The 24,996-nt window shown below is 73.7% G+C and carries 17 protein-coding genes; 5 read left to right on the forward strand and 12 right to left on the reverse strand.

The features are described 5' to 3' along the window. Positions 1-3: 3 nt before the first annotated feature. Positions 4-636: a TetR/AcrR family transcriptional regulator gene (locus E2B92_RS06115; protein ID WP_312846076.1), complete on the reverse strand. Its 633-nt coding sequence runs from the start codon at positions 634-636 to the stop codon at positions 4-6. A gap of 15 nt (positions 637-651) precedes the next feature. Continuing rightward, positions 652-1,434: an SDR family oxidoreductase gene (locus E2B92_RS06120; RefSeq protein WP_126887188.1), complete on the reverse strand. Its 783-nt coding sequence runs from the start codon at positions 1,432-1,434 to the stop codon at positions 652-654. Positions 1,435-1,479: 45 nt separating this feature from the next. Between E2B92_RS06120 and E2B92_RS06125 the strand changes: the two genes are divergently transcribed. Both E2B92_RS06125 and E2B92_RS06130 read left to right on the forward strand, forming a co-directional pair. Next, complete coding sequence (locus E2B92_RS06125; RefSeq protein ID WP_126887189.1) at positions 1,480-2,592, forward strand: acyl-CoA dehydrogenase family protein; 1,113 nt, start codon at positions 1,480-1,482, stop codon at positions 2,590-2,592. After that, positions 2,592-3,557 (forward strand): acyl-CoA dehydrogenase family protein, encoded by a 966-nt coding sequence (locus tag E2B92_RS06130; RefSeq protein ID WP_126887190.1) that lies wholly within the window; start codon positions 2,592-2,594, stop codon positions 3,555-3,557. The genes E2B92_RS06125 and E2B92_RS06130 overlap by 1 nt, the downstream gene beginning before the upstream one ends. A 65-nt stretch (positions 3,558-3,622) precedes the next feature. On the opposite strand, the gene E2B92_RS06135 is transcribed toward E2B92_RS06130, so the two are convergent. Further along, positions 3,623-4,102, reverse strand: coding sequence for a hypothetical protein (locus E2B92_RS06135; RefSeq protein WP_126887191.1), 480 nt, complete (start codon positions 4,100-4,102; stop codon positions 3,623-3,625). 79 nt (positions 4,103-4,181) lie between these two features. Continuing rightward, positions 4,182-5,084 (reverse strand): hypothetical protein, encoded by a 903-nt coding sequence (locus tag E2B92_RS06140; protein WP_126887192.1) that lies wholly within the window; start codon positions 5,082-5,084, stop codon positions 4,182-4,184. A gap of 147 nt (positions 5,085-5,231) precedes the next feature. Here E2B92_RS06140 and E2B92_RS06145 point away from each other — a divergent pair, with 147 nt between their 5' ends. Together E2B92_RS06145 and E2B92_RS06150 are read left to right on the forward strand one after the other, a co-directional pair. After that, complete coding sequence (locus E2B92_RS06145; RefSeq protein ID WP_399432025.1) at positions 5,232-5,993, forward strand: serine/threonine protein kinase; 762 nt, start codon at positions 5,232-5,234, stop codon at positions 5,991-5,993. Between the two features lie 19 nt (positions 5,994-6,012). Continuing rightward, positions 6,013-7,572 (forward strand): serine/threonine-protein kinase, encoded by a 1,560-nt coding sequence (locus E2B92_RS06150; RefSeq protein ID WP_126887193.1) that lies wholly within the window; start codon positions 6,013-6,015, stop codon positions 7,570-7,572. Between the two features lie 33 nt (positions 7,573-7,605). Here the strand turns inward: E2B92_RS06150 and E2B92_RS06155 are convergent, their stop codons facing one another. The 3 genes from E2B92_RS06155 to E2B92_RS06165 form a co-directional block, all read right to left on the reverse strand. Further along, on the reverse strand, positions 7,606-8,046 hold the full coding sequence (locus E2B92_RS06155; RefSeq protein ID WP_126887194.1) for a hypothetical protein: 441 nt from the start codon (positions 8,044-8,046) through the stop codon (positions 7,606-7,608). 105 nt (positions 8,047-8,151) lie between these two features. Continuing rightward, the gene (locus E2B92_RS06160; protein ID WP_126887195.1) at positions 8,152-8,868 is read right to left on the reverse strand and encodes a vWA domain-containing protein; all 717 of its coding nucleotides are present in this window, start codon (positions 8,866-8,868) and stop codon (positions 8,152-8,154) included. A gap of 20 nt (positions 8,869-8,888) precedes the next feature. Then, positions 8,889-14,717, reverse strand: coding sequence for a TIR domain-containing protein (locus E2B92_RS06165; RefSeq protein ID WP_133087420.1), 5,829 nt, complete (start codon positions 14,715-14,717; stop codon positions 8,889-8,891). A gap of 47 nt (positions 14,718-14,764) precedes the next feature. On the opposite strand from E2B92_RS06165, the gene E2B92_RS06170 reads away from it, so the two are divergent. Then, on the forward strand, positions 14,765-15,979 hold the full coding sequence (locus E2B92_RS06170; protein ID WP_126888068.1) for an SLC13 family permease: 1,215 nt from the start codon (positions 14,765-14,767) through the stop codon (positions 15,977-15,979). A gap of 3 nt (positions 15,980-15,982) precedes the next feature. Here the strand turns inward: E2B92_RS06170 and E2B92_RS06175 are convergent, their stop codons facing one another. From E2B92_RS06175 to gltB, 5 genes are all read right to left on the reverse strand, one after another. Continuing rightward, positions 15,983-16,834 (reverse strand): inositol monophosphatase family protein, encoded by an 852-nt coding sequence (locus tag E2B92_RS06175; RefSeq protein WP_126888069.1) that lies wholly within the window; start codon positions 16,832-16,834, stop codon positions 15,983-15,985. Then, entirely contained in the window at positions 16,815-17,459 is a 645-nt protein-coding gene (locus E2B92_RS06180; RefSeq protein WP_126888070.1) for a hypothetical protein, read from the reverse strand. Before E2B92_RS06180 ends, E2B92_RS06175 begins: the two co-directional genes overlap by 20 nt. Positions 17,460-17,469: 10 nt before the next feature. Further along, on the reverse strand, positions 17,470-18,435 hold the full coding sequence (locus E2B92_RS06185; RefSeq protein WP_126888071.1) for a hypothetical protein: 966 nt from the start codon (positions 18,433-18,435) through the stop codon (positions 17,470-17,472). A gap of 509 nt (positions 18,436-18,944) precedes the next feature. Then, the gene (locus tag E2B92_RS06190; RefSeq protein WP_126888072.1) at positions 18,945-20,405 is read right to left on the reverse strand and encodes a glutamate synthase subunit beta; all 1,461 of its coding nucleotides are present in this window, start codon (positions 20,403-20,405) and stop codon (positions 18,945-18,947) included. Next, positions 20,398-24,960: a glutamate synthase large subunit gene (gene gltB / locus E2B92_RS06195; RefSeq protein WP_126888073.1), complete on the reverse strand. Its 4,563-nt coding sequence runs from the start codon at positions 24,958-24,960 to the stop codon at positions 20,398-20,400. Before gltB ends, E2B92_RS06190 begins: the two co-directional genes overlap by 8 nt. Between the last annotated feature and the right edge of the window lie 36 nt (positions 24,961-24,996).

Raw genomic sequence — 24,996 nt, forward strand, 5'->3', positions numbered from 1 at the left:
CCTCTACGTTCGTACGGCGATCCCGTCCAGCACCATCGACAGGTACTGGCGGGCGATCTCCTCCGGGCTGTGCAGGCCACCCGGCCGGTACCAGGACGCCGCCACCCAGACGGTGTCCCGCACGAACCGGTAGGTGAGCCGGACGTCCAGGTCGGCGCGGAAGACCCGGTCGGCGACGCCGCGCTCCAGCGTCCCGAGCCATGCCTTCTCGAATCTGGCCTGGGAGTCGGAGAGGTACTGGAAGCGCGGCTGGGTGGCGAGGTGGCGCCACTCCTTCTGGTAGATGGCCACGGCGGCGCGGTGGCGGTCGATCCCTCGGAAGGACGCGGTGACGAGCGCCTCGATGGTCTCGCGCGGCCCGAGCCCGGCGGCGAGGACGGCGTCGTAGCCCGTCCACAGCTCGTCGAGGAAACCCGAGAGGATCTCGTCGACCATCGATTCCTTGGAGTCGAAGTGGTAGTAGAGGCTGCCGGCGAGCATGCCGGCCTCGTCGGCGATCCTCCGCACGGTGGTGGCGTTGTACCCGTGGGCGGCGAACACCTCCGCCGCCGTGGCGAGCAGTTCGGCGCGCCGCTCGGGGGCGGGGGTGGTCACCTGGGACTTCTTCTGGTTCGGCTTCGGCACGTTGTTCGGCACGGGGACATTGTGGGCCTAGGGGTGCTGGCTGCTGACGGACACGGTCTCGCCGGTCATGTACGAGGAGTAGCCGCTGGCCAGGAAGACGATGACGTTGGCGACCTCCCACGGCTCGGCGTGGCGCCCGAACGCCTCGCGGGCGGTCAGCTCCTGGAGCAGGGCGGCGGAGGTGACCCTCACCAGGTGCGGGTGCATCGCCAGGCTCGGGGCGACGGCGTTGACCCGCACGCCGTACGCGGCGGCCTCGATCGCCGCGCAGCGGGTGAGCGCCATGACGCCCGCCTTGGCGGCGGCGTAGTGGGCCTGCCCTTCCTGGGCGCGCCAGCCGACGACGGAGGCGTTGTTGACGATCACGCCGCCGTCGCCGTGGTCCCGCAGGTGCCTGAGCGCGGCCCTGGTGCACCGGAAGGTGCCGTTCAGGGTGACGTCCAGGACGCGGTTCCACTGCTCGTCGGTCATGTCGGCGAGGTGCGCGGTGCCGCCGAGGCCGGCGTTGTTGACGATCACGTCGAGGCGGCCGTGGAGCCGTGCCGCCTCCGCGAACAGGGCCTGGACCTGCGCCTCCTCGGTGACGTCGCAGGGCTGGGCGGCGACGGCCCGCGCGCCGAACTCCTCGGCGAGGGTGCGTTCGGTCTCCTTCAGGCGGCGGGTGTGGGCGTCACTGATGAGGACCCGGGCGCCCTCCTCCAGGAAGCGGCGGGCGGTGGCGCCGCCGATGCCGGCCCCGGCGGCGGCGGTGATGACGGCGGTGCGCCCCGCGAGGAGGCCGTGTCCGGACACGTACTCGACGCTGTTCATGGCCGTACGCTAACCTGCCAAACGCTTGTTAGGGAAGGTGGCGCCATGGAGGAGTCCGTGCGGGCGTTCCGGAGCGAGGCCCGCGCCTGGCTGGCCGCCCACGTCCCGCCCGAGCCGCTGCCGTCCCTGGAGACGGAGGAGGGCTTCGCGGCGCACCGGACGTGGGAGGAGCGGCTGCACGCGGGAGGCTGGGCGGTGGTCAACTGGCCGGAGCGGTACGGCGGGCGGGGCGTGGACCTGTTCCACTGGCTGGCCTTCGAGGAGGAGTACTGGGCGGCGGGCGCGCCCGGCCGGGTCTCCCAGAACGGCATCGGCCTGCTCGCCCCGACCCTCCTCGACCACGGCACGCCGGAGCAGTGCGCGCGGGTCCTGCCGTCCATGGCGAGCGGCCGCACGGTCTGGGCGCAGGCGTGGTCCGAGCCCGAGGCCGGGTCGGACCTGGCCTCGCTGCGCTCGCGGGCGGTGCGCACGGACGGCGGCTGGCTGCTGCACGGCCACAAGACGTGGTCGTCGCGGGCCGCGTTCGCCGACCGGGCGTTCGGGATCTTCCGTACGGACCCGGAGGCGGCCAGGCCGCACCAGGGCCTGACGTACCTGATGTTCGGGCTGCGCGCGCCGGGGGTGACGGTGCGGCCCATCGGGCGGCTGGACGGGAAGCCGGCGTTCGCCGAGCTGTTCCTGGACGGGGTGTTCGTCCCGGACGAGGACGTGATCGGCGCGCCCGGCGACGGCTGGCGGATCGCGATGGCGGCGACCGGCAACGAGCGGGGCCTGATGCTGCGCTCCCCGGGCCGCTTCCTGGCGGCCGCCGGCCAACTGGAACGGCTGTGGCGGGAGCGCGGGCGGGACGCCGGCCTGCGGGACCGGGTGGCGGACGCGGTGATCGGGGCACGGGCGTACCGGTTGTTCACGGAGCTGGCCGCGGCCGGTCCGGCGCCGGGCGCGCGGTCCAGTCTCAGCAAGGTCTTCTGGTCCGAGTACGACATCGCCCTGCACGAGACGGCGCTCGACCTGCTGGGCCCGGAGGGCGAGGTGGACGGCCCCTGGTCGGAGGGGTACACCTTCGCGCTCGCCGGGCCGGTCTACGCCGGGACGAACGAGATCCAGCGGGACATCATCGCCGAGCGGCTGCTCGGCCTGCCGAAGGGCCGCCGCTGATGCGCCCTCACCTGACCGACCAGCACCGCGACTTCACGCGGTCGCTGGACGCGATGCTGACCGCGTCGGACACCCCGGCGGCGGTCCGGGCGTGGGCGGCCGGGGACCCGGGCCCGGGGCGTGCGCTGTGGGCGCGGCTGGCCGGCGCCGGGGTGTTCGCGCTGGCGGTTCCGGAGGCGCACGAGGGCGGGCTGGGCGTGCTGCCGCTGGAGCTGGCCCTGGCGTTCGTGGAGCTGGGGCGGCACGCGGTGCCCGGGCCGGTGGTGGAGACGGTCGCGGTGGCGGTGCTGCTGGAGCGACTGGGGGGCGGCCGGGCCGCCGAGGTGCTGCCGGGCATCGCGGCGGGCGGGCTGTCGGCGACCTGGGCGGTGGGATCCGGGTACGCCCTGGACGCCGGCACCGCCGACCTGGTGCTGGTGGCGGCCGGGGACGAGCTGCGGGCGGCGCCCGGGCACGGTCCGGTGCGGGTGAGTGCCGATCCGGCGCGGCGCCTGGCGCGGCCCGCGCCCGGCGGGGAGGTGCTCGCGGCGGGACCGCACGTGGCCGGGGCGGTGCGGTACGCGGCGGGGTGGGCGGCCCTGGCCACGGCCGCGCAGGCGCTGGGTGTGGGGTACGCGCTGCTGGACCGGACGGTGGAGTACGTGAAGCGGCGCACCCAGTTCGGGGCGGCGATCGGCTCGTTCCAGGCGGTGAAGCACCGGCTGGCGGACACGCTGCTGGCGCTGGAGTTCGCCCGGCCGCTGCTGTACGGGGCGGCGGTGTCGCTGCGTCCCGCCGATGTGGCGGCCGCCAAGGTGGCCGCCGGGGAGGCGGCGTACGGGGCCGCCCGCGCCGCGCTCCAGTTGCACGGCGCGGTCGGCTACACCGAGGAGCTGGACCTGGCGCTCTGGCTGCGCAAGGCCCGCCCGCTGCGGGACGCGTGGGGCACGCCCGCGTGGTGCCGGGCGCGGGTCCTGGCGGGGTGACGCGGGGGCGCGCGGACGGCCCGCCGGGCGGTGACCGGCGGGCCGTCGGTGCGGAGCGGGGACGGTCAGGTGAGCCAGCTTCCCGCGGCGCAGCCGGAGGCGTTCACCCAGCGGTGGGAGCCGATGTTGTTGAACACCCGGCCACCGTTGTTGGTGTAGTAGTTGTCGTACAGGTTGTCGGCGTACAGCTCGTACGGTGAGAGACAGACGTAGCCGTACTCGTGGCGGTAGCCGCTGGTGCGGTAGAAGGCGACGACGTCGAGGTTGCCGACGTAGCCGCTGTTCATCACGGACTGGGGCTGGCTGTACTCCGTGCCCGAGAACGCGCCGGAGCTGTCGCCCCAGGCGTAGTCGTCGCCGGGGGTCGCCCCGAGCAGGGTGCCCGTGCAGTTGACGTTGTTCCAGGCGCGGACCATTCCGTCCCGGCCGTGCGAGTTCCACTCGGCGGCGCAGTAGTCCACCGGCTCCGCCTGGGCGGAGGTGGGGACGGCGACGCCGAGGGCCGCCAGGCCCAGGGCTGCGAGGGCTCTGCCCAACGTGCGCATCGTTCACTCCTTCTGTCGGCCTCGTCGGAGGCGTGCCGGACCACGGCGACGGCCGTGGACGCTGCGGGTGGGGATGTGCTCAGGTGCGGGGCGGGACGACCGTCGCGGCGTGGCCGAGCGCCCGGAGCCGCAGCCGGGCGTAGGTGTCGAGCTCCTCGCCGTACCGGCCGCGAAGCTCGTTCACGTACCGCGTCTCCAGCTCCTTGCCGACGACTTTCAGCCGGGTGTCGCGCGCGCAGGTCGCGTCGGCGACGGCGAGCTCCCGCTCGGCCGCGAAGGCGAGCGTGCGGGCGGCCCGGCGGGCGTCGGCGGGGTCGCGGTACGGGTGGCCGGCGCGGTCCATGCACCGCGCCCACTGGGCGAGGGCGGCGGTGAAACGCGGGTCGGCCATGACCTTCGGGACGTACAGCGGCTGGAGGCTCATGACGGTCTTCTCCGCCCGGAACCAGGCCCCGGGGTCCCCGTACAGCCGCCTCTCCGACTCCGCCACACAGCCGCCGACCCGTTTGCGGACCGTGCCGCCGGTGGGCAGCTCGGCCGTCAGCTCGGGTGCGCCCGCCCCTTCGTCCAGGGCCTTGTCGTAGGCCGTGCGGCGCTCGGCCGGAAGGCCTTGGCGGTAGGCGACGTTGGGGTTGGCGCGCTTGGCCCGCTCGTGTTTCGCCGCGATACGGCTGCCGTAGCCGTGCGCGCGGGCCCAGTCGACGTCGTCCGACACATAGCCGGACGTGCGGCTCTCCTCCGGGCTCAGCCGCTCGGCCTCGTGGTACGTGAAGCCCTGGCGGGCCATGCAGGTGCTGATCAGCCGCTGCTGGGCGTCCGTGACGCGGAGCTGCTCCGCCTCGGTGAGCGGCCGGGTGCCGCCCTTCGCCGGTGGGGCGGCGGCCTCCGGCGCGTCCGGCGTACCGCTGCCGCACCCCGTCACCAGGGCCGCCATGACGGTGGCCAGCACCGCCGCGGCGACCCGGGCACGTGTCCGCTTCATACCGATGCTCCCCCGTTGCCTCGGTACCTCTCTCCTACGGGTCCGACACTAGGGGCGGGGGCGGCGCGCCGGTCCTGACGGATGTCAGGGGCGCCATGGCCGGAGGTGGTGCGTCCGCGGGCGGGCAGTCGCTATTGTCATGCCCTCGTGACGACCGTGACTGTCCAGCTCCCCGAACCGGCACCCCGGCACTCGGACGAGCCGCCGCCCAGGCCACGCCTGCTGCACATGAGCCCCGGTCAGAGCGCGGACTTCGGCCGGGGCACGCCCGGGGCCCCGCTAGCCGTCCCGCTCGACGACCCCGGCGTCTCCCGGCACGCCGGGCGCATCACCGCCACCGAGGACTACTGGCTGCTGTCCAACCACAGCGCGGCCGCCACCTACGTCGTCGAGAACATGGAGGGCGCCGGCGAGCACATCAAGGTCGCGCCCGGCCGGATCGGCGCGCCCGTGCCGTTCGAACTGTCGCGGGTGATCCTGCCGGCGGCCGAGGGCTCGGTGGAGTTCAAGGTGTTCGCGCCGCAGCACGTGTACCGGGAACCGGGCGGCGACCCGGCGGCCGGCGAACCGACCGCCACGCCCTTCTCCCTCGACCCCACGTCCAAGTACTTCCTGGTGCTGCTCGCCCTGTGCGAGCCGAGGCTGCGCTCCCCGTCGGACGCGGCCGTCCCGGGCGTCGGCGAGGTCGTGGAGCGGCTGCGGCCCCTGCCGTCCTGCGCGGGCCTGACCCGGTCGGCCGTCAACTACCACATCGACTACCTCGCCACCACGAAGCTGCGGCTGCGGGAGGACCCCGACGAGCCCGCCGCGGGCGGCGCCAGGCGGAGCCGGCTCGTGGCCCTGGCGCTCCGCTTCGACCTCGTCCGCGAGGAGCACCTGCGCCTCCTGCCCCCTCCCGTCAGACGCTGACCCGAAAGGCCCGTCGCCGATGGACCCGCACCGCAACGCGCCCGGCCCCGACCTGCCCGAGGGCTACCGGATCGGGGACTGGGCCCTGACGTCCCTGCTCGGCTCCGGAAGCTGGGGCACCGTCTACGCCGCCGAGCGGGCGCCCGGCGCCGAACCGGCCACGGGCGCGGACCGGGTCGCCGTGAAGCTGCTCCGCACCGACCTGCTCACCCCCGGGCAGCGGGCGTCCATGGAGGAACTGATCCGGCAGGAGGTGCGGTTCAGCAGCGAGGCCAAGCATCCCAACCTCGTGCGCACCCACACCGTGGTCACCCTGCGCGACCCGGAACGGCCCGGGCTGGACGGTGCGACCGCGCTGGTCATGGACCGGGCGGAGGGCAGCCTGCACGACCTCATCGCGGCCGGTGAGCCGGGCACCCCCGTGCCGGGAGCGGAGCGCGTCCTCGCCGGGGTCGCCGCCGGGCTCGCCCACATGCACGCCCGTGGCTGGGTGCACGCGGACCTGAAGCCGGCGAACATCCTGCTCGGCCCGGACGACGCCGTCCGGGTCGCCGACTTCGGGCTCACCGTGGAGCTCGACGGCACCCACGCGTACATCCCGCCCATGGGCTCCCTCGACCACGTACCGCCCGAGTGGTGGTCCGAGCGGACCGGCATCCACGGCACCGCCGTGCGGCGGACGGCCGACATCTGGGCCTTCGGCATCCTCGCCCACCAGGTGCTGACCGGCGGGCTGCACCCCTTCCCGGGCGGCACCGCGCGGGCCCGCGCCCTGGCCGCGCAGTCCTACGCGGGCGGATCGGCGAAGCTGCGCCTCGACGACTCGCTGCCGCCCCCGTGGCGGGAGCTGATCGCCGCGTGCCTCGCCCCCGGCCACGCGGCACGGGCGGCGCTCGGCGCCGAGGAACTGGCCCGGCGCGTGGCGGAGCTCCACCGGGGCGCGCGCACCCGTCCGCGCCTGCGGCGGGCGGCGCTGCTGCTGGGGGCCGGCCTCGGGGTCGCCGCCGTCACGGCCGCCGCGGTGGCGCTGCTGCCCGACGGGAGGCCCGGCGGCGCCGCCCCGGCACCGGGGCCGCCCGCGAGGACCGTGCCCGGGACGAGGGCCGCCTCGGGGACGCCCGGGGCCATCCCGGCCGGCTCGGACGTGCCGGCCGCCCTGCGCCCGGTCATCACCGACGCCGCCAAGCGCTGTTCGGACGCCGAGGTCACCCCGGCGTTCCTCGCCGCCATGCTCAAGGCCGAGAGCGACTTCGACCCGAAGGCCGCCCGGCCGGAGGCGGGCGAGTACGGCATCGCCATGTGGACGCCGTCGGTCTTCCGGGCGTGGGCCGTGGACGGCGACGGTGACGGCGACAAGGACCACATGTCACCTCCCGACGCCATCGCGACCATGGCGGTGTTCGTGTGCTGGCTCGACCAGCGGTACAAGGCCAGCGGGCTGCGCGACGACCTGCCCGCCCTGATGGCCGCCGGTTACCGCACCAGCGACAGGACGGTCATCGAGGCGCGTGGCGTACCGGAGCGCACCCGCCCCCATGTGGAGGAGGTGCTCCGCCACCTGCGGGAGTACACACGCTGACACGGGGGCTGACCGGTGCGGCCCTGACGGATGTCAGGACAGGGAGCCGGGGAACCCGAAGTACGGGTTGGCGGAGAGGTACCGGGTCTCGCAGTGGTCGGTGGCGCCGGCCGAGCGGCGGCAGAGGGTCATCGTCAGGCTCCTGATGCCGCTGGGGTCCGAGGCGCGGATGTCGCGGAAGCCGGCGGAGGTGCCGCAGCCGCCGGTGTTGTGGCGGTCGCCCAGCGAGAGGGTGGCGCCCGATCCCGTACGGACGGTGAGCGTGGCGTAGACGGACTTGTCGTCGCACGTCTGGTCGGCGACGGTGAGCGTTCCCTTGTGGAAGGAGTTCCGGTCGACCCAGGTCACCTCGATCCGGGTGCGGTCTCCCCAACTTGCGGTGATGTCGCCACTGGAGGTGGTCGCCCAGCCCTGCCCGGCGGACCCCAGTGTGAGCGCGGTCGTGGCGGCGACGACGAAACTGGCACGGCGCATGTGTATGTCTCCTGTCCGGTGGCCGGCCCCGAGGTGCAGCCCTACCCGCCGGTCGCGCCCGGTCACGAGGGGCCGGGGACAATCACACGGCCGGCGCAGCCGTCCTCACCGGACGATGCCCTGGGCGCGGGCGGCGGCGAGCCAGGCGGGGAACTCGGCGACCAGCCGGTCGTACAGCTCGGCGTCCGGGACGCGGCGCGGGTCGGAGCCCGCGTGGAAGAAGCCCGCGTTGTCGACGCACCGCTTCCGGGGGACGGCCAGTTCGTCGAGCTTGCGCAGGAAGTCGAACTGGCGGCTGTCCGGATCGCCGAAGCCGATGAACTGCCAGAACAGCGGCAGTCCGGCCGCCTTGCACAGGTAGCGCTCGGCGGCGGGCCTGCTGCTCGGTCCGCCGTCCGTCTGGAAGACGACCAGGGCCGGGGCGGTGGCACCGCTGTCGAGGTAGTGGTCGATGACGGCGTCCATCGCCAGGTGGTAGTTCGTCCTGCCCATGTGGCCGAGGTTCGCCACGATCCGCTCGATCCGGCCCTGGTGGTCCGCGAGGGCGATCTCGGTCTCGGCGTCGATGTCCGTGGAGAAGAACAGCACCGGAACGCGCCCGTCGTCGTCGAGGTGGGCCGACAGGCCGAGGACCCGGTCGGCGAGGGCCTGGACGCTGCCGTCCTTGTAGTACGGCTTCATCGACCCCGAGTAGTCGACGACCAGGTAGACCGCGGCGCGCTCGCCGCTCAGCCCGTGCTTGCGCAGCGAGGCGCCCGCGCTCTTGTAGAGGGAGACCAGGGCGGGCGCGGTCTCCTCCACCTTGTGGAGGCTGATCGGCATAGGACGACGATAGGCGACCGTCACAGCTCCTCCCCGAGCGGGAGCCGGCGCACGCCCGGCAGGTACTCGTCCAACTCCCCCGGCTGGAACCGGTACATGCCCACCACGTGCCAGAACTCGCCCGCCACGTCCCCCTCGTACTTGTAGCCCCCGGCCGGTGTGAGCGCGGCCCAGCCGCCCGGTACGCCGATGAGGGTGGCGCGCGGCGACGGGGCGCCGCCGTCGGGCGGCAGGTTCCACAGGCGTACGGTGCCGTCCTCGGCGCCGCTGGCCAGGGCCGTGCCGTCGGGGCTGAACGCGACCGACAGGACGCGGCCGGTGTGGCCGGCGAGCTCGGCGAGCCGGGCGCCGGTGTCGGCGTTCCACAGGACGACCGTGCGGCTGTCGCCGGCGGCGGCGAGGACCGGGCGCGAGGGGTGGGCGGCGACGGTCCACAGCTTGCCGCCGCCGGCCCGGAGGCGGCGCCGGGGCTCACCGTCGTGCCAGATGATGGCGGTGCCGTCCCAGGAGGTGCTGGCGAGCCAGGCGTCGCCGGGGCCGAAGGCGACGCCGTACACGCGGTCCTGGTGTCCGGGCAGTTCGGCGATCAGCCGGCCCTCACGAGCCTCCCAGAGGCGTACGAAGCCGTCGTCGCAGCCGGTCGCCAGTACATCGGAGTCGGCGCGGAACGCGATGGACCGCACCCGGCCCCGGTGCCGGTCGAGGGTGGCGATGCGGGCGCCGGTGGTACGGATCCACAGGCGGACGGTGTCGTCGTCGTTGGCGGTGGCCAGCAGGTCGCCCGCGTGGTTGAACGCCTGGGCCCAGATGTGCTCGGTCTCGGCGTCCAGTTCGCGCAGGAACTCGCCGTCCTGGTTCCACAGGTGGATGCCGCCGTCGTTGCTGGCGGTGCCGATGACCGGCCGGACGGGGCTGAAGGCGGCCGAGACGAGGCGGTCGCCGCGTCCGGTGAGCTCCTCGCCGGCACGGGCGCCGGTGCGGGTGTCCCAGAGGCGTACGGCTCCGTCGCTGCCGCAGGAGGCGAGGCGGGTGCCGTCGGAGCTGAACGAGACGCCGGTGACGCGCCGGCCGTGGCCGCGCAGGATGCGCTTGCCCTGGCCGGTGGCGGTGTCCCAGATCTGGGCGCCGCCGTCGTTGCCGACGGTGAGAAGCTGGGGCTCGCTCGGGTGGAAGGCGCAGGCCCAGGCGGAGCCCCGGTGCGGGGTGGGGCGCCGGGCGTGGAGGGTGACGACGTGGCCCTGGCGGGGTGTGCTGGTGACGGTCCACAGCCGGACGGTGCCGTCGCTGTCGCAGCCGGCCAGCAGCTTGCCGTCGGCGCTGAACAGGACCTGGTACAGCGCGCCCGGGCAGCGTTCGAGGCTGCCGAGCGGGGTGCCGACGACGGGGTCCCACAGCCGGACCTGCCCGTCGGTGCAGCCGCTGACCAGCAGCCGGCCCCCGGGGTGGAAGTCCAGGGTGTAGACGCGTCCGGTGTGGCCGGTGAACTCCTGCCGCAGCCGGCCCTCGGCGGCCTGCCAGACGCGGACGTTCCCGGCACGGTCGCCGGTGGCGATCAGCGTGGCGTCGGGGCTGTACCGCACGCGGTAGACGGCGCCTCCGTGGCCGGGCAGGTCGCGTTCGCAGCGGCCGGTCGCCAGCGACCACATCCGTACGTCGGCGGCGGCGTCACCGGTGACGAGGGTGTTCCCGTCGGGGCTGAAGACGGCGGTGTAGACGGGCGCGAGGTGGCCGGGCAGCCGGTGCACGGGCTCTCCGGTGGCCACGTCCCAGACGGTGACGAGTCCTTCGGCGTCACCGGTGGCGACCAGGGTGCCGTCGGCGCTCAGGGTGACCGGCCACACCCCGTCGGGGTGGACGCGCAGGCGGTGGCGGCACTCTCCGGAGACGGGGTCCCAGAGGCGTACGACGCCGTCGGAGCCGCCGCTGGCGATGACGCCGGGGGCGTGCTTCACGGCGTACACGCGTCCCTCGTGGCCCTGGAGGGTGCGCAGCGCGCGGCCGCCCTCGGTGTCGCACACGAGGACGCCGCCGTCCTCGCTGCCGACGAGGAGCAGTTCTCCGTCGGGGCTGTACGCGATGGGTTCGGGCAGCCGGCCGGTGCGCATGCCGTAGCCGTAGGGGACGCCGACGGAGGAGGGGCGGAACCCCGCGTCGACGGGCATGCCGGGGGCGAGGGCGGCGGTGCGCAGTTCGGGTGCGGCGCGGGTGGTGTCGTCGGCGACGGGGTCGATGAGGGCGGCGCGGTGCCAGCGGCTGCCGGTGAGGCGGGTGTCGCGCAGGTCGGTGCGGGTGAGGCGGGCGCGGCGGAGGTCGGCGCCGGTGAGGTTCGCGCCGCGCAGGTCGGCCCGGTCGAGGCGGGCGCCGGTGAGGCGGGCGTCGGTGAGGTCGGCCTGCTGGAGGTTGGCGCCGACGAGGCGGGTGTCGGTGAGGTCGGCGCCGGTGAGGTCGACGCCGGAGAAGTCCCGGTGGGAGAGGTCCTCGCCGGCGAGGCGGGCGCCGCGCAGGTCGGCGTGGGCGGGGACGCGGAGCCGGTCGCCGATGCGGACGGCGTTGGCGCGGGCGGTCTCCCCCGCGTCGGCGCTGCCGCCGAGGGTCGCCCGCACCCACCGGACGCACCGCTCGTGGTCGGCGAGGTCGCAGAGGAACTCGACGGCGAGGCGGCTGAGGGGGCGGGCGTGGAGGAGCCGGTCGTCGCCGTTGCCGAGGCGTCGGGCGGCCTCCCGGGCGATCAGCCATTCTCCGACGGAACCGTGGATGAAGTGGAACAGGCCGTCGTCGGTGCGGACGAGGAGGCTGCCGGCGCCGACGGCGTGGCCGAGTTCGAGGGCGGAGCGGGTGGTGTCGGTGAGGCGGCTGAGGGTGTCGGCGACGGCGTCGGTGAGTTCGTCCGGGCGCAGGGCGGTGCGCCCGGACTCCCAGAGGCGCTGGGCGAGGGCGGTGACGGCGGCCCACAGTTCGGTGAGGGTGAGGCCGGGTGGGGAGCCGGGTCCCTTGCGGCCTCGGTCGGCCTCGAACTGGAGCCAGGAGGTGAAGATGTCCTCGTAGAGGCGGGCGGGGCTGAGGGCGCGGCCGGCTCCGGCGACGGCGCGCAGCCGGTCGGTGGCGAGCTGGGCGACGAAGGACAGCAGCCGGGGGTTGCGGCACAGGGCGAGCAGGTCGGGGATGTTCCGCAGCAGTTGGTAGCGGCGGTCGGCGGCCTCCTCGTCGCCGTAGGTCTTGGCGAGGTAGGCGCGGATCTGGTCGGGGGTGAAGCCCTGGACGGACAGGATGCGGCGCTGCGGGAGCAGGCCGACGCGTTCACCGAGGGCGGTGAGGACCTGTTCGTGGGACTTGAAGTGCTGGGTGCGGCTGGAGACGACGATCTTGGCGTTGTCGACGGCGGCGTCGAGGAGGACCTGGAGGTGGTCGGCGGCGCGGTCGTAGCTGACGCGGTTGACGAGTTCGTCGAAGCCGTCGAAGAGGAGGACGACGCGGCCCTGGGCGAGCATGTAGCGCAGGGCGCGCAGGTCGATGGTGTCGACGTCGTTGCCGGCGAGGTGGGCGGCGACGAGCCCTTCGAGGCTGTGGGCGCGGTCGAGGGTGTTGAGCGGGATGAGCAGCGGGGTGAGGTGCGGGAGTTCCTCGGGGATGCGGCGGGCGAGCTCGCGCAGCGCGAAGGTCTTGCCGTGGCCGAAGTCGCCGAGGAGGAGGACGAACCGGCCGTGGTCGGCCTCCAGGAGTTCCAGCAGGTCCTCGACGAGGTTGTCGTGTTCGGCGCCGGTGTCGCCGCCCTGGCGGTCGGCGTCCCGGTAGCGCTGGGGGAGGTACCGGACGGGGGCGTAGCTGTCGCTGGCGAGGAGGCGGCCGGTCTGGGCGGTGACGTAGCCGCGCAGGTCGAGCAGGCCCTGGAATTCGAGGAAGCTGCGGACGCGGATGCCGTGGCGGACGGCCCGGTCGCGTAAGGCCTGGCCGGGGGCGGGTCCGTCGTGGACCAGTTCGGCCTCGACGCCGGGGCCGGTGGCGTGGAGCTGGGCCACGAAGCGGTCGAGCTGGTCGTCGGTGGGGGTGCCGGGGTGGACGGCGATCCGGAGCTGGCGCACGACGCCCTCCTCCCGCCAGGTGACCATGAGCTGGGCCATGTCGCCGGGGGTGCGGCGGGGGATGTCGCGCAGCCGTACGCCGTCGCGGCGGGCGAGGCACACCTCTTTGACGCGTTCGGTGAGCGAGTCGGGGGGTTCGTCGAACGGGGTGTGCTCGTGGACGGGTTCGGGGTCGGCGCTGGGTGCGGGGACGTCGGCGGCGGGGAAGATCCGGCGGGCGCGGGGCCAGGTGCCGGGGAAGGTCTCGGGCCCGGTGCGGCCCCGGTCGTACCAGCGGGTGATGCCGTCGGCGGCGATGCGCAGGAGCTGGAAGCGGGCGGGGGCGGCGGCGCCGAGGAGGGGCAGGCCGGCGGCGGGGTCGGCGCCGGTGCCGGGCAGCCGGGTGTGGCTGGGGACCGTGCCGGTGGTGCGGGGGCCTCCGGTGGGGCCGTGCAGGACCAGGTGGAGGCGGGGTCCGGCGAGCTCGGTGAGGGTGGCGCTGTCGTCGAGGGCGCCGGGCCCGCCGTCGGCGTCGCCGGGGCGGGTGCCGGGGGTGAGGGGGTGGCGCAGGGCACCGATCCGGAGCCAGCCCTCCTCCTCGTAGGTGCGCAGCGCCTCGGCGAACCAGGCGGCCTGGTCGCGGCCCACGTGGCCGTACTGGTCCTCCAGGCGGTGGCTGTGGGCGATGGAGGAGTTGAACCCGGCGACGACGGTGTTCAGTTCGGGCACGGGGAACAGCGTCCAGGGCTGGTCGCTGTCGAAGACGGTGTCGAGACCGTGGTAGAAGCTGCGGAACAGCCGGGTGTAGTGGCGCCACTTGGGCCAGTACGGGGGCTGGGGGGCGACCTCGTCGGCCTCGCACGTGTGGAAGTAGGCGCGGCACGCCGACTGGTTGACGTCCTGGGCGCCGGGGACGACGGCGACGCGCTGCGGGGGCAGGTCGAGCAGGGAGCGCACGGAGGTGAGGAAGGCGAGGGCCTGGTCGCATTCGCGGGGGCTGCCGGAGGCGGTGAGGTCGCCGGTGACGACGAGAAGGTCGGGGGCGGGTGCGCCGCTGTCGCGCAGCACGATGAGGTCGCCGCGCATCTCGCGGCGCAGCGCCTCCGGTTCGCGGCCGCGCCCGAAGTCGGGTCCGGCGAGGTGGAGGACGGTGACGGCGTCCTGGGCGGCGGCGCTGTGCGGGCCCTGGGGGTAGCGGGGTGCCTTCTGGGGGCGTCTGCGGCCGGCCCAGCCGGGGCCGCCGATCCACCGCTGGGCGGGCAGGCGGGTCTCGGGGGCGACGGGCTGTCCGGTGGTGCGGGCGGTGGCCGCGTCGCCGGGGTAGCCGGGGCGGCGGGCGGGGCGGGCGTGGCCGTCGAGGGCCTGTTCGACGCGGGCGAGGAGGAGGGAGCGGGCGGCGGCGACGTCGTGGACGCCGACGAGGTCGACGTAGGTGATGGTGGCGAGCAGCCCTTCGACGGGGATGTCGTCCACACGGACGGTGAGCAGACGCCGTTCGGGTGTCTCCGGGTCGGCGCGGAGAGCGGCGGTCCACTCCATGCGCCCGTAGGTGGAGCGCTCGTAGTGGCGGGAGAGGACGGCGATGACGGCGGCCGACTCGCTGACGCCACGGTCCATGAAGTCGATGAAGTTGCTGCCCGGGACGAAGTCCCAGGCCTGCACCACGGTGCGGTATCCGGCCTCTTCGAGGGTCCAGGCGATCCAGGACGCCCAGGCCTCGTCGGCGGGTGAATAGCTGATGAAGAAGTCCAACTCGGTCGCGCGCCGCCCTGCTTCGTCGCCCCTCAGCATGTGTCCACATTAGGACGGGGCGGGGTGCGGTGTCCGGAGGAAAACCTATGCTCGTGCCCGTGACTCTCCTCGGACGTGTGAGCGGACGCCTGCATCCGCTGGACTGGCTGGCCGGCGGGCTCCTCGCGCTGGGGCTGCTCGCGGTCGCCACGGGGCTGCTGCCGTCCGGTCCGGCGTCGGACGTGCTGGCCAGGATCGGGCCGCTGCTGGTGTTCCTGGCGACGGTGATCGTGCTGGCGGAGCTGACGGGGAAGGCCGAGGTCTTCGACGTGGTCGCCACGTGGGTGGCGCGGGCGGGGAAGGGCAGTTACGCGCTGCTGTTCGGGCTGTGCGTGGTGTTCGCGTCGGTCACCACGATCACCCTCAATCTGGACACGACGGCCGTGCTGTTGACGCCGGTGATGCTGGCGCTGGCGGCCCGGGTGGGCATCGCGGCGGTGCCGCTGGCGATGACGACGGTGTGGCTGGCGAACACGGCGAGCCTGCTGCTGCCGGTGTCGAACCTGACGAACCTGCTGGCCGCCGACCGGGTGGCGCTGTCGCCGTCGCAGATGGCGGCGGTGATGTGGCCGCCGCAGGTGGCGGCGATCGTGGCGACGATGGCGTGCCTGTGGGTCTTCTACTGGCGGCGGGGCCGGCGCGGTGAGGACCGTTACCTCCCGCCGGAGCCGCCGCGTCCGGCGGACCCGGTGCTGCTGCGGGTGTGCGCGCTGGCGTGCGGCGGGTTCCTGCTGGTGCTGCTGGCCGACCTGGTGCCGCTGTGGGCGGCGTCGGCGACGGCGGCGCTGGTGGTGGTCGTGGCGTTCGCGCGGCGCCGCCGGGAGGAGCTGCGGTGGTCGCTGGTGCCGTGGCGGCTGCTGGTGCTGGTGCCGGGGATGTTCCTGGTGGTGGAGACCGTCGGCGCGCTGGGCATGGACCGGATACTGGCGTCGGCGATCGGCGCCCAGGAGGGCGCGCTGGGGGTGCTGCGCACGGCGGCGGTGGGGGCGGGGTTCTCCAACGCGCTCAACAACCTCCCGGCGTACGTGGCGGGTGAGGCGGTGGTGCCGCTGGGCCACCAGGAGCAGTTGCTGGGCCTGCTGATCGGGGTCAACGTGGGCCCGCTGGTGACCCCGTGGGCGTCGCTGGCGACGCTGCTGTGGTTCGAGCGGTGCCGCTGGCACGGCACGCGCATCGCGCTGGGCCGGTTCATGGGCACCAGTCTGGTGCTGGCCGCGTCGGGCACGCTGGCGGCGACGGTGGCGCTGGCCGCGACGTCGTGACGCTCAGCTCCCGCGCAGGGCCGCGGCGACCTCCTCCAGTACGTAGGTGAGGGTCTCCGACCGGGCGGCGACGAAGCTGCGGCCGTCGTCCGGGCCGCTGAAGCCCGGACGGAACGGCGCCCCGCCCAGGGTGCGCAGCTCCGCGCCCGCCTCGGCGGCGAGCAGCGCCCCGGGCGGCAGGTCGACGCCCTCGGCGCGGTAGCCGACGAAGCCGTCGATGGTGCCGCGCGCCAGCAGGCTCCAGCCCAGCAGGGGCGCCCACAGTTGCAGGACGCGCCGGCAGCGCCGCTCCAGGGCGCCGCGCAGCGCGGTCGCCACGGGGTCGCCGCGCCCCACCGCGTGGCCCTGCGTCCAGGCGAGCACGGGTCCCGGGCCGGGCAGGGTGCCGCCCGGGCCGCGCAGTGGGGCGCCGTCGTCGTCGTGGGCGCCCTGGCCGCTGACGGCGTGCCAGGTGCGGCCGGTGACGGGTTCGTGGACGACACCGACGACGGGGGTGTCCCCGACGCACAGTCCGATGCCGACGACGTAGGCGGGCAGCCCGATCGCCACGTTGTTGCTGCCGTCCAGCGGGTCGACCAGCCAGGTGCGGCCGCTGCCCGTGTCGAGCAGCCCGGCCTCCTCGGACAGGATGCGGTCGTTCGGGAAGTGGCGCCGCAGCCGGGCGAGGATCAGTTCCTCGGCGGCCAGGTCGAGGTCGGTGACCACGTCGCCGTGCGTGCCCTTGGTCCGTACGGCTCTGGCGTCGGCGAAGTGGCCGCGCAGCAGCCGTCCGGTGGCCTCGGCGGCGGCGACGGCCACCCTCCGTTCGGCGGCGAACGGCGGGCGGCGGCCGGTGTCAGGCGCGGCGTTCGGCATGGATCCTCCCCAGGGCCGTGCGCACGGCCCGCATGGTCGCCTCGGTCCCGTACAGCCGGCGGGTGGTGCGGCGCGGCGGCCCGTCGAGCGGGCCGAGGGACAGGTCCCGTCCGCCGGGCAGGGACCGTCCCAGGACGAGGGTGGCGGCCGCGCGGCCCGGTGTCACCACCGTGGTGTGGAACTCGCCGGCGTCCAGCGCGTACGTCTCCCCCGCCGGGCTGTGGTGCACGGGCCCCGGTTCGCCGCGCACCAGCCGTGCCGTGGGCCGTATCTCGTCCACGCCGTCGGACCGGCTGCGCACCTCGAAGACACGGTGCGTGGGCGTGCTGGTGTCGTCGCGTACCCGGACGCGTACGTTGCCGACCTCGCCGTACAGGACGTGGCTGCGCAGCTCCCAACTGTGGGCGTGCAGCGGCGGCACCTCGGCGGTGGGCGGGCCGCCGCCGAAGAGGTGGACGCACACGCCGTCGGCTCCCTGCCTGACCAGCGGCAGGCACAGGAAGCCGAGCGGGTGCCGGACGGCGGGCAGGTCCCGCTTCCCCGAGGCGATCTCCTCGAGCACGGGTACGAAGGTGTCCACGTGGCTGCGCATGGGGTCGTCGTCCCGGGCGTCCATGGCGGGCATGGCGGGCGGTTCACCTCCCGTAGGGGTCCTCTGCGTGCAGGGCCTTGGCGATGACCTCGCCGACGTCGGCGTCGGTGAAGGTGCGGGGCAGGGGCAGCGCGAGCGCGTCGAACAGGGCGCGCACCTCGTCGACGGTCGGGGACAGGCTGAGCAGGGTGGCGTTGCGCAGCTCGACGGCGGTGGCCTGCTCACGGCTCTGGTGAAGCTCCGTCAGGTAGTAGTCGTACAGCGGCTGACCACGTCTGACCTCCAGGTTCACCCGGGAGGGGTCGTCCTGGGTGATGATCAGGCTGGAGTCGGACAGGTCGAAGCGGAGCGTCGGCACGGTGGACGACAGGTGGACGCTGATGTCGAGGGTGGTGAGCTGCATGCGGAACCAGCAGGCGGCGAGGACGGTGGCGTACGACTCCTTGCGGGCCCGGCCGGCGGTCCACACGTCGCCGCTGTGCGGGCGGCTGCCGGAGAACATGCGGCGGAACTGCGCGTAGGCGGCGCACGCCTGCTCGTCCGCGGGGTTCAGTATCTCGATCTTGACGTTGAGCTGGGAGCGCTGCTCCTTGGCGGCGCGGACGCACTGCGGGAGGGTGACGGCCCGGAGGTAGGTGCCGGTGCCGCCCTTGAAGTACCAGAGGTTCGTGCCCTGGCGGGCCTCGCGCAGCGCTTCGCGGACCTCGTTCCCGGCCAGGGAGCGGACCATGGTGAGGTCCTCGATGGCGCGGCGGGTGCCCGCCATCGCCTCCTGGATGGCGTGCGGGCGGCGGACGCGCTCGGACAGGGAGCCGACGGCGAGCGCGCCGAGGACGACGAGGGTGGCGCCGGAGGCGAAGTCGGACTTGATCAGCTCCTCGCCGAAGATGTCCAGGAAGCCGACGGTCAGGCCGATCCCGGCCGCGAAGACCACTTCGAAGTTGCGCAGGCAGAAGGCGACCGCCCGCTCCACCCGGTTCGCCCGCGCCGTTCGCTCCGGCAACGCCATGGAGCATCCCCTCCCCCGGTCGGTAACCGATCGTAGGAGAAGCGGGCCGCCCGCCGACAGGGCGCACGTGGCGCACACAGGGCGCAGCGCCTGCCGAAGGTCCGGTCGGGGACACGGCAGGCGCTGCTGTGTTCCGCACGCCGTTGTACGGGACGTATGAGGGGTGCCCGGCCCGCTCTGCGGGAGGGGCGGTGATGCCTGTGGGGGCCGTCACCGGCCCGGGGGCGTCGCGCACCACGTCGTGCGGGGGCGCCCTGGTCAGGACGGCGGGGGCGGGCCCGGCTTCGGCCCGGACCCCAGACTCTACCGCGTACGGCGCCGCGCTCGCGCACCGGCCGCGTGCGGCGGCTCGTGCCCGTGGGCGGCGGCTGGTACGTGCCCGGGCACCGGGGCCGCGTGCGGCGGCCGGGGTGTTTCCGGCCGGCCGGGGGCCGGACGCGCGACGGTGCGGCGCGCCCGGTGGAGGGCGCCCCGCACCGCGTCGTGCGGGGCGCCCGGCCGGTGGGACGTCAGACGGTCAGGGCACGGTCCGTGGGGCGGATCGGGGCCGGGAGCTCGCTGGCGCCGGTCAGGTAGCGGTCCACGCCGCGCGCCGCGGAGCGGCCCTCGGCGATGGCCCAGACGATCAGGGACTGGCCGCGGCCCGCGTCACCGGCGACGAAGACGCCGTCGACGTTGGTCGCGAAGTCGGCGTCGCGGGCGATGTTGCCGCGCTCGTCGAGCTCCAGGCCGAACTGCTGGACCAGGCCGTTGGACTGGTCGGTGCCGGTGAAGCCCATGGCGAGGGTGACGAGCTGGGCCGGGATCTTCCGCTCGGTGCCCGGCTTCTGCTCCAGCTTGCCGTCCTTGAACTCGACCTCGACGAGGTGGAGGAACTGGACGTTGCCGTCCTCGTCGCCCTCGAAGTGGGTGGTGGAGACGGAGTAGACCCGCTCGCCGCCCTCCTCGTGGGCCGAGGTGACCTTGTAGAGCATGGGGAAGGTCGGCCACGGCTGGTTCGCGTTCCGCTCCTCGCCCGGCCGCGGCATGATCTCGAGCTGGGTGACGGAGGCCGCGCCCTGGCGGTGGGCGGTGCCCACGCAGTCCGCGCCGGTGTCGCCGCCGCCGATGACGACCACGTGCTTGCCCTCGGCGGTGATGGGGGGCGCCACGAAGTCGCCCTCCTGCACCTTGTTGGCGAGCGGGAGGTACTCCATCGCGAAGTGGATGCCCTTGAGCTCCCGGCCCGGGACCGGCAGGTCGCGCGAGACGGTGGCACCGGCGGCGATGACGACCGCGTCGTACCGCCTGCGCAGCTTCGCGGCGTCGATGTCGACGCCGATCTCGATCTCGGTGCGGAACTTGGTGCCCTCCGCGCGCATCTGCTCGATGCGCCGGTTGATGTGCACCTTCTCCATCTTGAACTCGGGGATGCCGTAGCGCAGCAGACCGCCGATGCGGTCGGCCCGCTCGTACACGGCGACCGTGTGGCCGGCGCGGGTGAGCTGCTGGGCGGCGGCCAGGCCCGCCGGACCGGAGCCGATGACGGCGACGGTCTTGCCGGACAGCCGCTCCGGGGGCTGCGGCGTGACGTCACCGGAGTCCCACGCCTTGTCGATGATCGAGACCTCGACGTTCTTGATGGTGACGGCGGGCTGGTTGATGCCCAGCACGCACGCCGCCTCGCAGGGCGCGGGGCACAGCCGCCCGGTGAACTCCGGGAAGTTGTTGGTGGCGTGCAGCCGCTCGGAGGCGGCCTGCCAGTCCTCGCGGTAGGCGTAGTCGTTCCACTCGGGGATGAGGTTTCCGAGCGGGCAGCCGTTGTGGCAGAACGGGATGCCGCAGTCCATGCACCGGCCGGCCTGCTTGCTGATGATCGGCAGCAGGGAGCCGGGGACGTAGACCTCGTTCCAGTCCTTGACGCGCTCGGCCACGGGACGGGTCTTGGCGACCTCGCGCCCGGTGGTCAGGAAGCCCTTGGGGTCAGCCATTGGTCGCCGCCTCCATCATCTTCTCGGTGGTCTCCCGCTCGGAGAGACCGGCGAGCTCAGCGGCGTCCTTGGCGGCGAGCACGGCCTTGTACGTGGTCGGGATGATCTTGCTGAACCGCTCCACGGCGGTGGACCAGTCGGCAAGGAGCTTCTCGGCTACGGTCGAGCCCGTCTCCTCGTGGTGGCGGCGCACGACGTCGTGCAGCCACGCCTTGTCCGTCTCGTCCGGGGCCTCGATCGCGCCCAGGTTGCCGGAGTTGACGTTGTCCCGGTCGAGGTCGATGACGTACGCGACACCGCCCGACATGCCGGCCGCGAAGTTGCGGCCCGTCTCGCCGAGCACCACCGCGTGGCCGCCGGTCATGTACTCGCAGCCGTGGTCGCCCACGCCCTCGGAGACGACCAGCGCGCCGGAGTTGCGGACGCAGAACCGCTCGCCGGTGCGGCCGCGCAGGAAGATCTCGCCGCCGGTCGCGCCGTAGGCGATGGTGTTGCCCGCGATGGTGGAGTACTCGGCCAGGTGGTCGGCGCCCCGGTCGGGGCGGACGATCACACGGCCGCCGGACAGGCCCTTGCCGACGTAGTCGTTGGCGTCGCCCTCCAGGCGCAGCGTGATGCCGCGCGGCACGAAGGCGCCGAAGGACTGGCCGGCCGAGCCGGTGAAGGTGATGTCGATGGTGTCGTCGGGCAGGCCCGCGCCACCGAACTTCTTCGTCACCTCGTGGCCGAGCATGGTGCCGACCGTCCGGTTGATGTTGCGGATCGCGACCTGGGCGCGGACCGGCTGGGCCTCCTCGGCGGAGGACGCGCCGAGCGCCTCGGCGGCCAGCTCGATGAGCTGGTTGTCCAGCGCCTTCTCCAGGCCGTGGTCCTGCTCGATCAACTGGTGGCGCACCGCGCCCTCGGGCAGCTCGGGCACGTAGAACAGCGGCTCCAGGTCCAGGCCCTGCGCCTTCCAGTGGTCCACGGCGCGGGTGGTGTCGAGCAGCTCGGCGTGGCCGACGGCCTCCTGGAGCGTACGGAAGCCCAGCTCGGCGAGGAGCTCGCGCACCTCCTCCGCGATGAAGCGGAAGAAGTTGACGACGTACTCGGCCTTGCCGGAGAACCGGTCGCGCAGCACCGGGTTCTGGGTGGCGATGCCGACCGGGCAGGTGTCCAGGTGGCAGACGCGCATCATGACGCAGCCGGAGACGACGAGCGGCGCGGTGGCGAAACCGAACTCCTCGGCGCCGAGCAGCGCGGCGATCACGACATCGCGGCCGGTCTTGAGCTGGCCGTCGGTCTGCACGACGATCCGGTCCCGCAGCCCGTTGAGCAGCAGGGTCTGCTGGGTCTCGGCGAGGCCGAGCTCCCAGGGGCCGCCCGCGTGCTTCAGCGACGTGAGCGGCGAGGCGCCCGTACCGCCGTCGTGGCCGGAGATGAGCACGACGTCCGCGTGGGCCTTGGACACACCGGCGGCCACGGTCCCGACACCGACCTCGGACACCAGCTTCACGTGGATGCGGGCGGCCGGGTTGGCGTTCTTGAGGTCGTGGATGAGCTGGGCCAGGTCCTCGATGGAGTAGATGTCGTGGTGCGGCGGCGGGGAGATCAGGCCGACACCCGGGGTGGAGTGCCGGGTCTTGGCGACCCACGGGTAGACCTTGTGGCCGGGGAGCTGGCCGCCCTCGCCGGGCTTGGCGCCCTGGGCCATCTTGATCTGGATGTCGTCGGCGTTGACCAGGTACTCGGAGGTGACGCCGAAGCGGCCGGAGGCGACCTGCTTGATCGACGAACGCCGTGCCGGGTCGTACAGGCGCTCCGGGTCCTCGCCGCCCTCACCGGTGTTCGACTTGCCGCCGAGCTGGTTCATGGCGATGGCGAGGGTCTCGTGCGCCTCCTGGGAGATGGAGCCATACGACATGGCGCCGGTGGAGAACCGCTTGACGATCTCGCTCGCCGGCTCGACCTCGTCGATGGAGATCGGGGCGCGGCCGGACCTGAAGCCGAACAGGCCGCGCAGCGTCATCAGGCGCTCGGACTGCTCGTTCACCCGGTCCGTGTACTTCTTGAAGATCTCGTAGCGGCCGGAGCGCGTGGCGTGCTGGAGGCGGAAGACCGTCTCGGGGTCGAACAGGTGCGGCTCGCCCTCGCGGCGCCACTGGTACTCGCCGCCGATCTCCAGCGCGCGGTGCGCGGAGGGGACGCCGGAGGCGGGGTACGCCTTGGCGTGGCGGGCCGCGACCTCCTTGGCGACGACGTCCAGGCCGGCGCCGCCGATCTTGGTGGCGGTGCCGTTGAAGTACTTCTCGACGAAGGCCTCGTCCAGGCCGACGGCCTCGAAGACCTGGGCGCCGCGGTAGGAGGCGACGGTCGAGATGCCCATCTTGGACATGACCTTCAGGACGCCCTTGCCGAGGGCGTGGATCAGGTTGCGGATGGCCTGCTCGGGCTCCAGGCCCTCGACGAAGGTGCCGGCGCGGACCAGGTCCTCGACGGACTCCATGGCGAGGTACGGGTTGACGGCGGCGGCGCCGTAGCCGATCAGCAGCGCGACGTGGTGGACCTCGCGGACGTCACCGGCCTCGACCAGCAGGCCCACCTGGGTGCGCTGCTTGGTACGGATGAGGTGGTGGTGGACGGCGGAGGTGAGCAGCAGCGACGGGATCGGCGCGTGCTCGGCGTCGGAGTGCCGGTCGGAGAGCACGATCAGGCGCGCGCCGCCCTCGATGGCGGCGTCGGCCTCGGCGCAGATCTCCTCGATGCGGGCGGCCAGGGCCTCGCCGCCGCCGGAGACCCGGTAGAGGCCGGAGAGCGTGGTGGCCGTCATGCCGGGCATGTCGCCGTCGGCGTTGATGTGGATGAGCTTGGCCAGCTCGTCGTTGTCGATCACCGGGAACGGCAGGGTGACGCTGCGGCAGGACGCGGCGGTCGGCTCCAGCAGGTTGCCCTGCGGGCCGAGCGAGGAATACAGCGAGGTGACGAGCTCCTCGCGGATGGCGTCCAGCGGCGGGTTGGTGACCTGCGCGAACAACTGGGTGAAGTAGTCGAACAGCAGCCGCGGGCGCTCGGAGAGCGCGGCGATCGGCGAGTCCGTGCCCATCGAGCCGATCGGCTCGGCGCCGGTGCGGGCCATCGGCGCGAGGAGGACGCGCAGCTCCTCCTCGGTGTAGCCGAAGGTCTGCTGGCGGCGGGTGACCGAGGCGTGGGTGTGGACGATGTGCTCGCGCTCGGGGAGGTCCTCGAGCTCGATGATCCCGCTCTCCAGCCACTCCTGGTACGGGTGCTCGGCGGCGAGGGCGGCCTTGATCTCGTCGTCCTCGATGATGCGGCGCTCGGCGGTGTCGACGAGGAACATCTTGCCGGGCTGGAGGCGGCCCTTGCGGACGACCCTGGCGGGGTCGATGTCGAGGACGCCGACCTCGGAGGACAGCACGACGAGGCCGTCGTCGGTGACCCAGTAGCGGCCGGGGCGCAGACCGTTGCGGTCGAGAACCGCGCCGACCTGGGTGCCGTCGGTGAAGGTGACACAGGCGGGGCCGTCCCAGGGCTCCATCATCGTGGAGTGGTACTGGTAGAAGGCGCGCCGGGCCGGGTCCATGGAGTCGTGGTTCTCCCACGCCTCCGGGACCATCATCAGGACGCTGTGCGGCAGCGAACGGCCACCGAGGTGGAGCAGCTCCAGCACCTCGTCGAAGGAGGCCGAGTCGGAGGCGTCCGGGGTGCAGACCGGGAAGATCCGGTCCAGCTTCTCGGCGCCGAAGAGGTCGGAGACGAGCTGCGACTCCCGGGCCCGCATCCAGTTGCGGTTGCCCTTGACCGTGTTGATCTCGCCGTTGTGGGCGACGAAGCGGTACGGGTGGGCCAGCGGCCAGCTCGGGAAGGTGTTGGTGGAGAACCGGGAGTGGACGAGCGCGACGGCGGTGGCGCAGCGGCGGTCCGACAGGTCCGGGAAGAAGGGCTCGAGCTGACCGGTGGTGAGCATGCCCTTGTAGACGATGGTGCGGGCGGAGAGCGAGGGGAAGTAGACCCCGGCCTCGCGCTCGGCGCGCTTGCGCAGCACGAACGCCTTGCGGTCCAGCGCGATGCCGGTGCTCGTACCGCCGTCGCTCACGAAGAGCTGGCGGAAGGCCGGCATGGTGGAGCGGGCGGTGGCGCCGAGCAGCTCGGGGGCGACGGGGACCTCGCGCCAGCCGAGGACGGTCAGGTTCTCCTCGGCGGCGATCGTCTCGATCCGCGAGACGGCCTGTGCGGAGCCGTCTGCGGGGAGGAAGGCGATACCGACGGCGTACTCACCGGCTGCCGGGAGCGCGAAGTCGGTGACCTCGCGGAGGAACGCGTCCGGGACCTGGAGGAGGATTCCCGCGCCGTCGCCGGAGTCGGGCTCGGAGCCGGTGGCGCCCCGGTGCTCCAGGTTGCGCAGAACGGTCAGCGCCTGCTCCACCAGCGCGTGGCTGGCGACACCGGTGAGGGTGGCGACGAAACCGACACCACAGGCGTCGTGCTCGTTGCGGGGGTCGTACATACCCTGCGGGGCGGGGCGACCGTCCATGGGCGACCAGGCGTCGGAACGCATCGGCTCTCCCGTCGTCGTCGTGGCATATGCAGTGCC

The organism is Streptomyces sp. WAC05374, from assembly GCF_004353505.1.
Classification (GTDB): domain Bacteria; phylum Actinomycetota; class Actinomycetes; order Streptomycetales; family Streptomycetaceae; genus Streptomyces.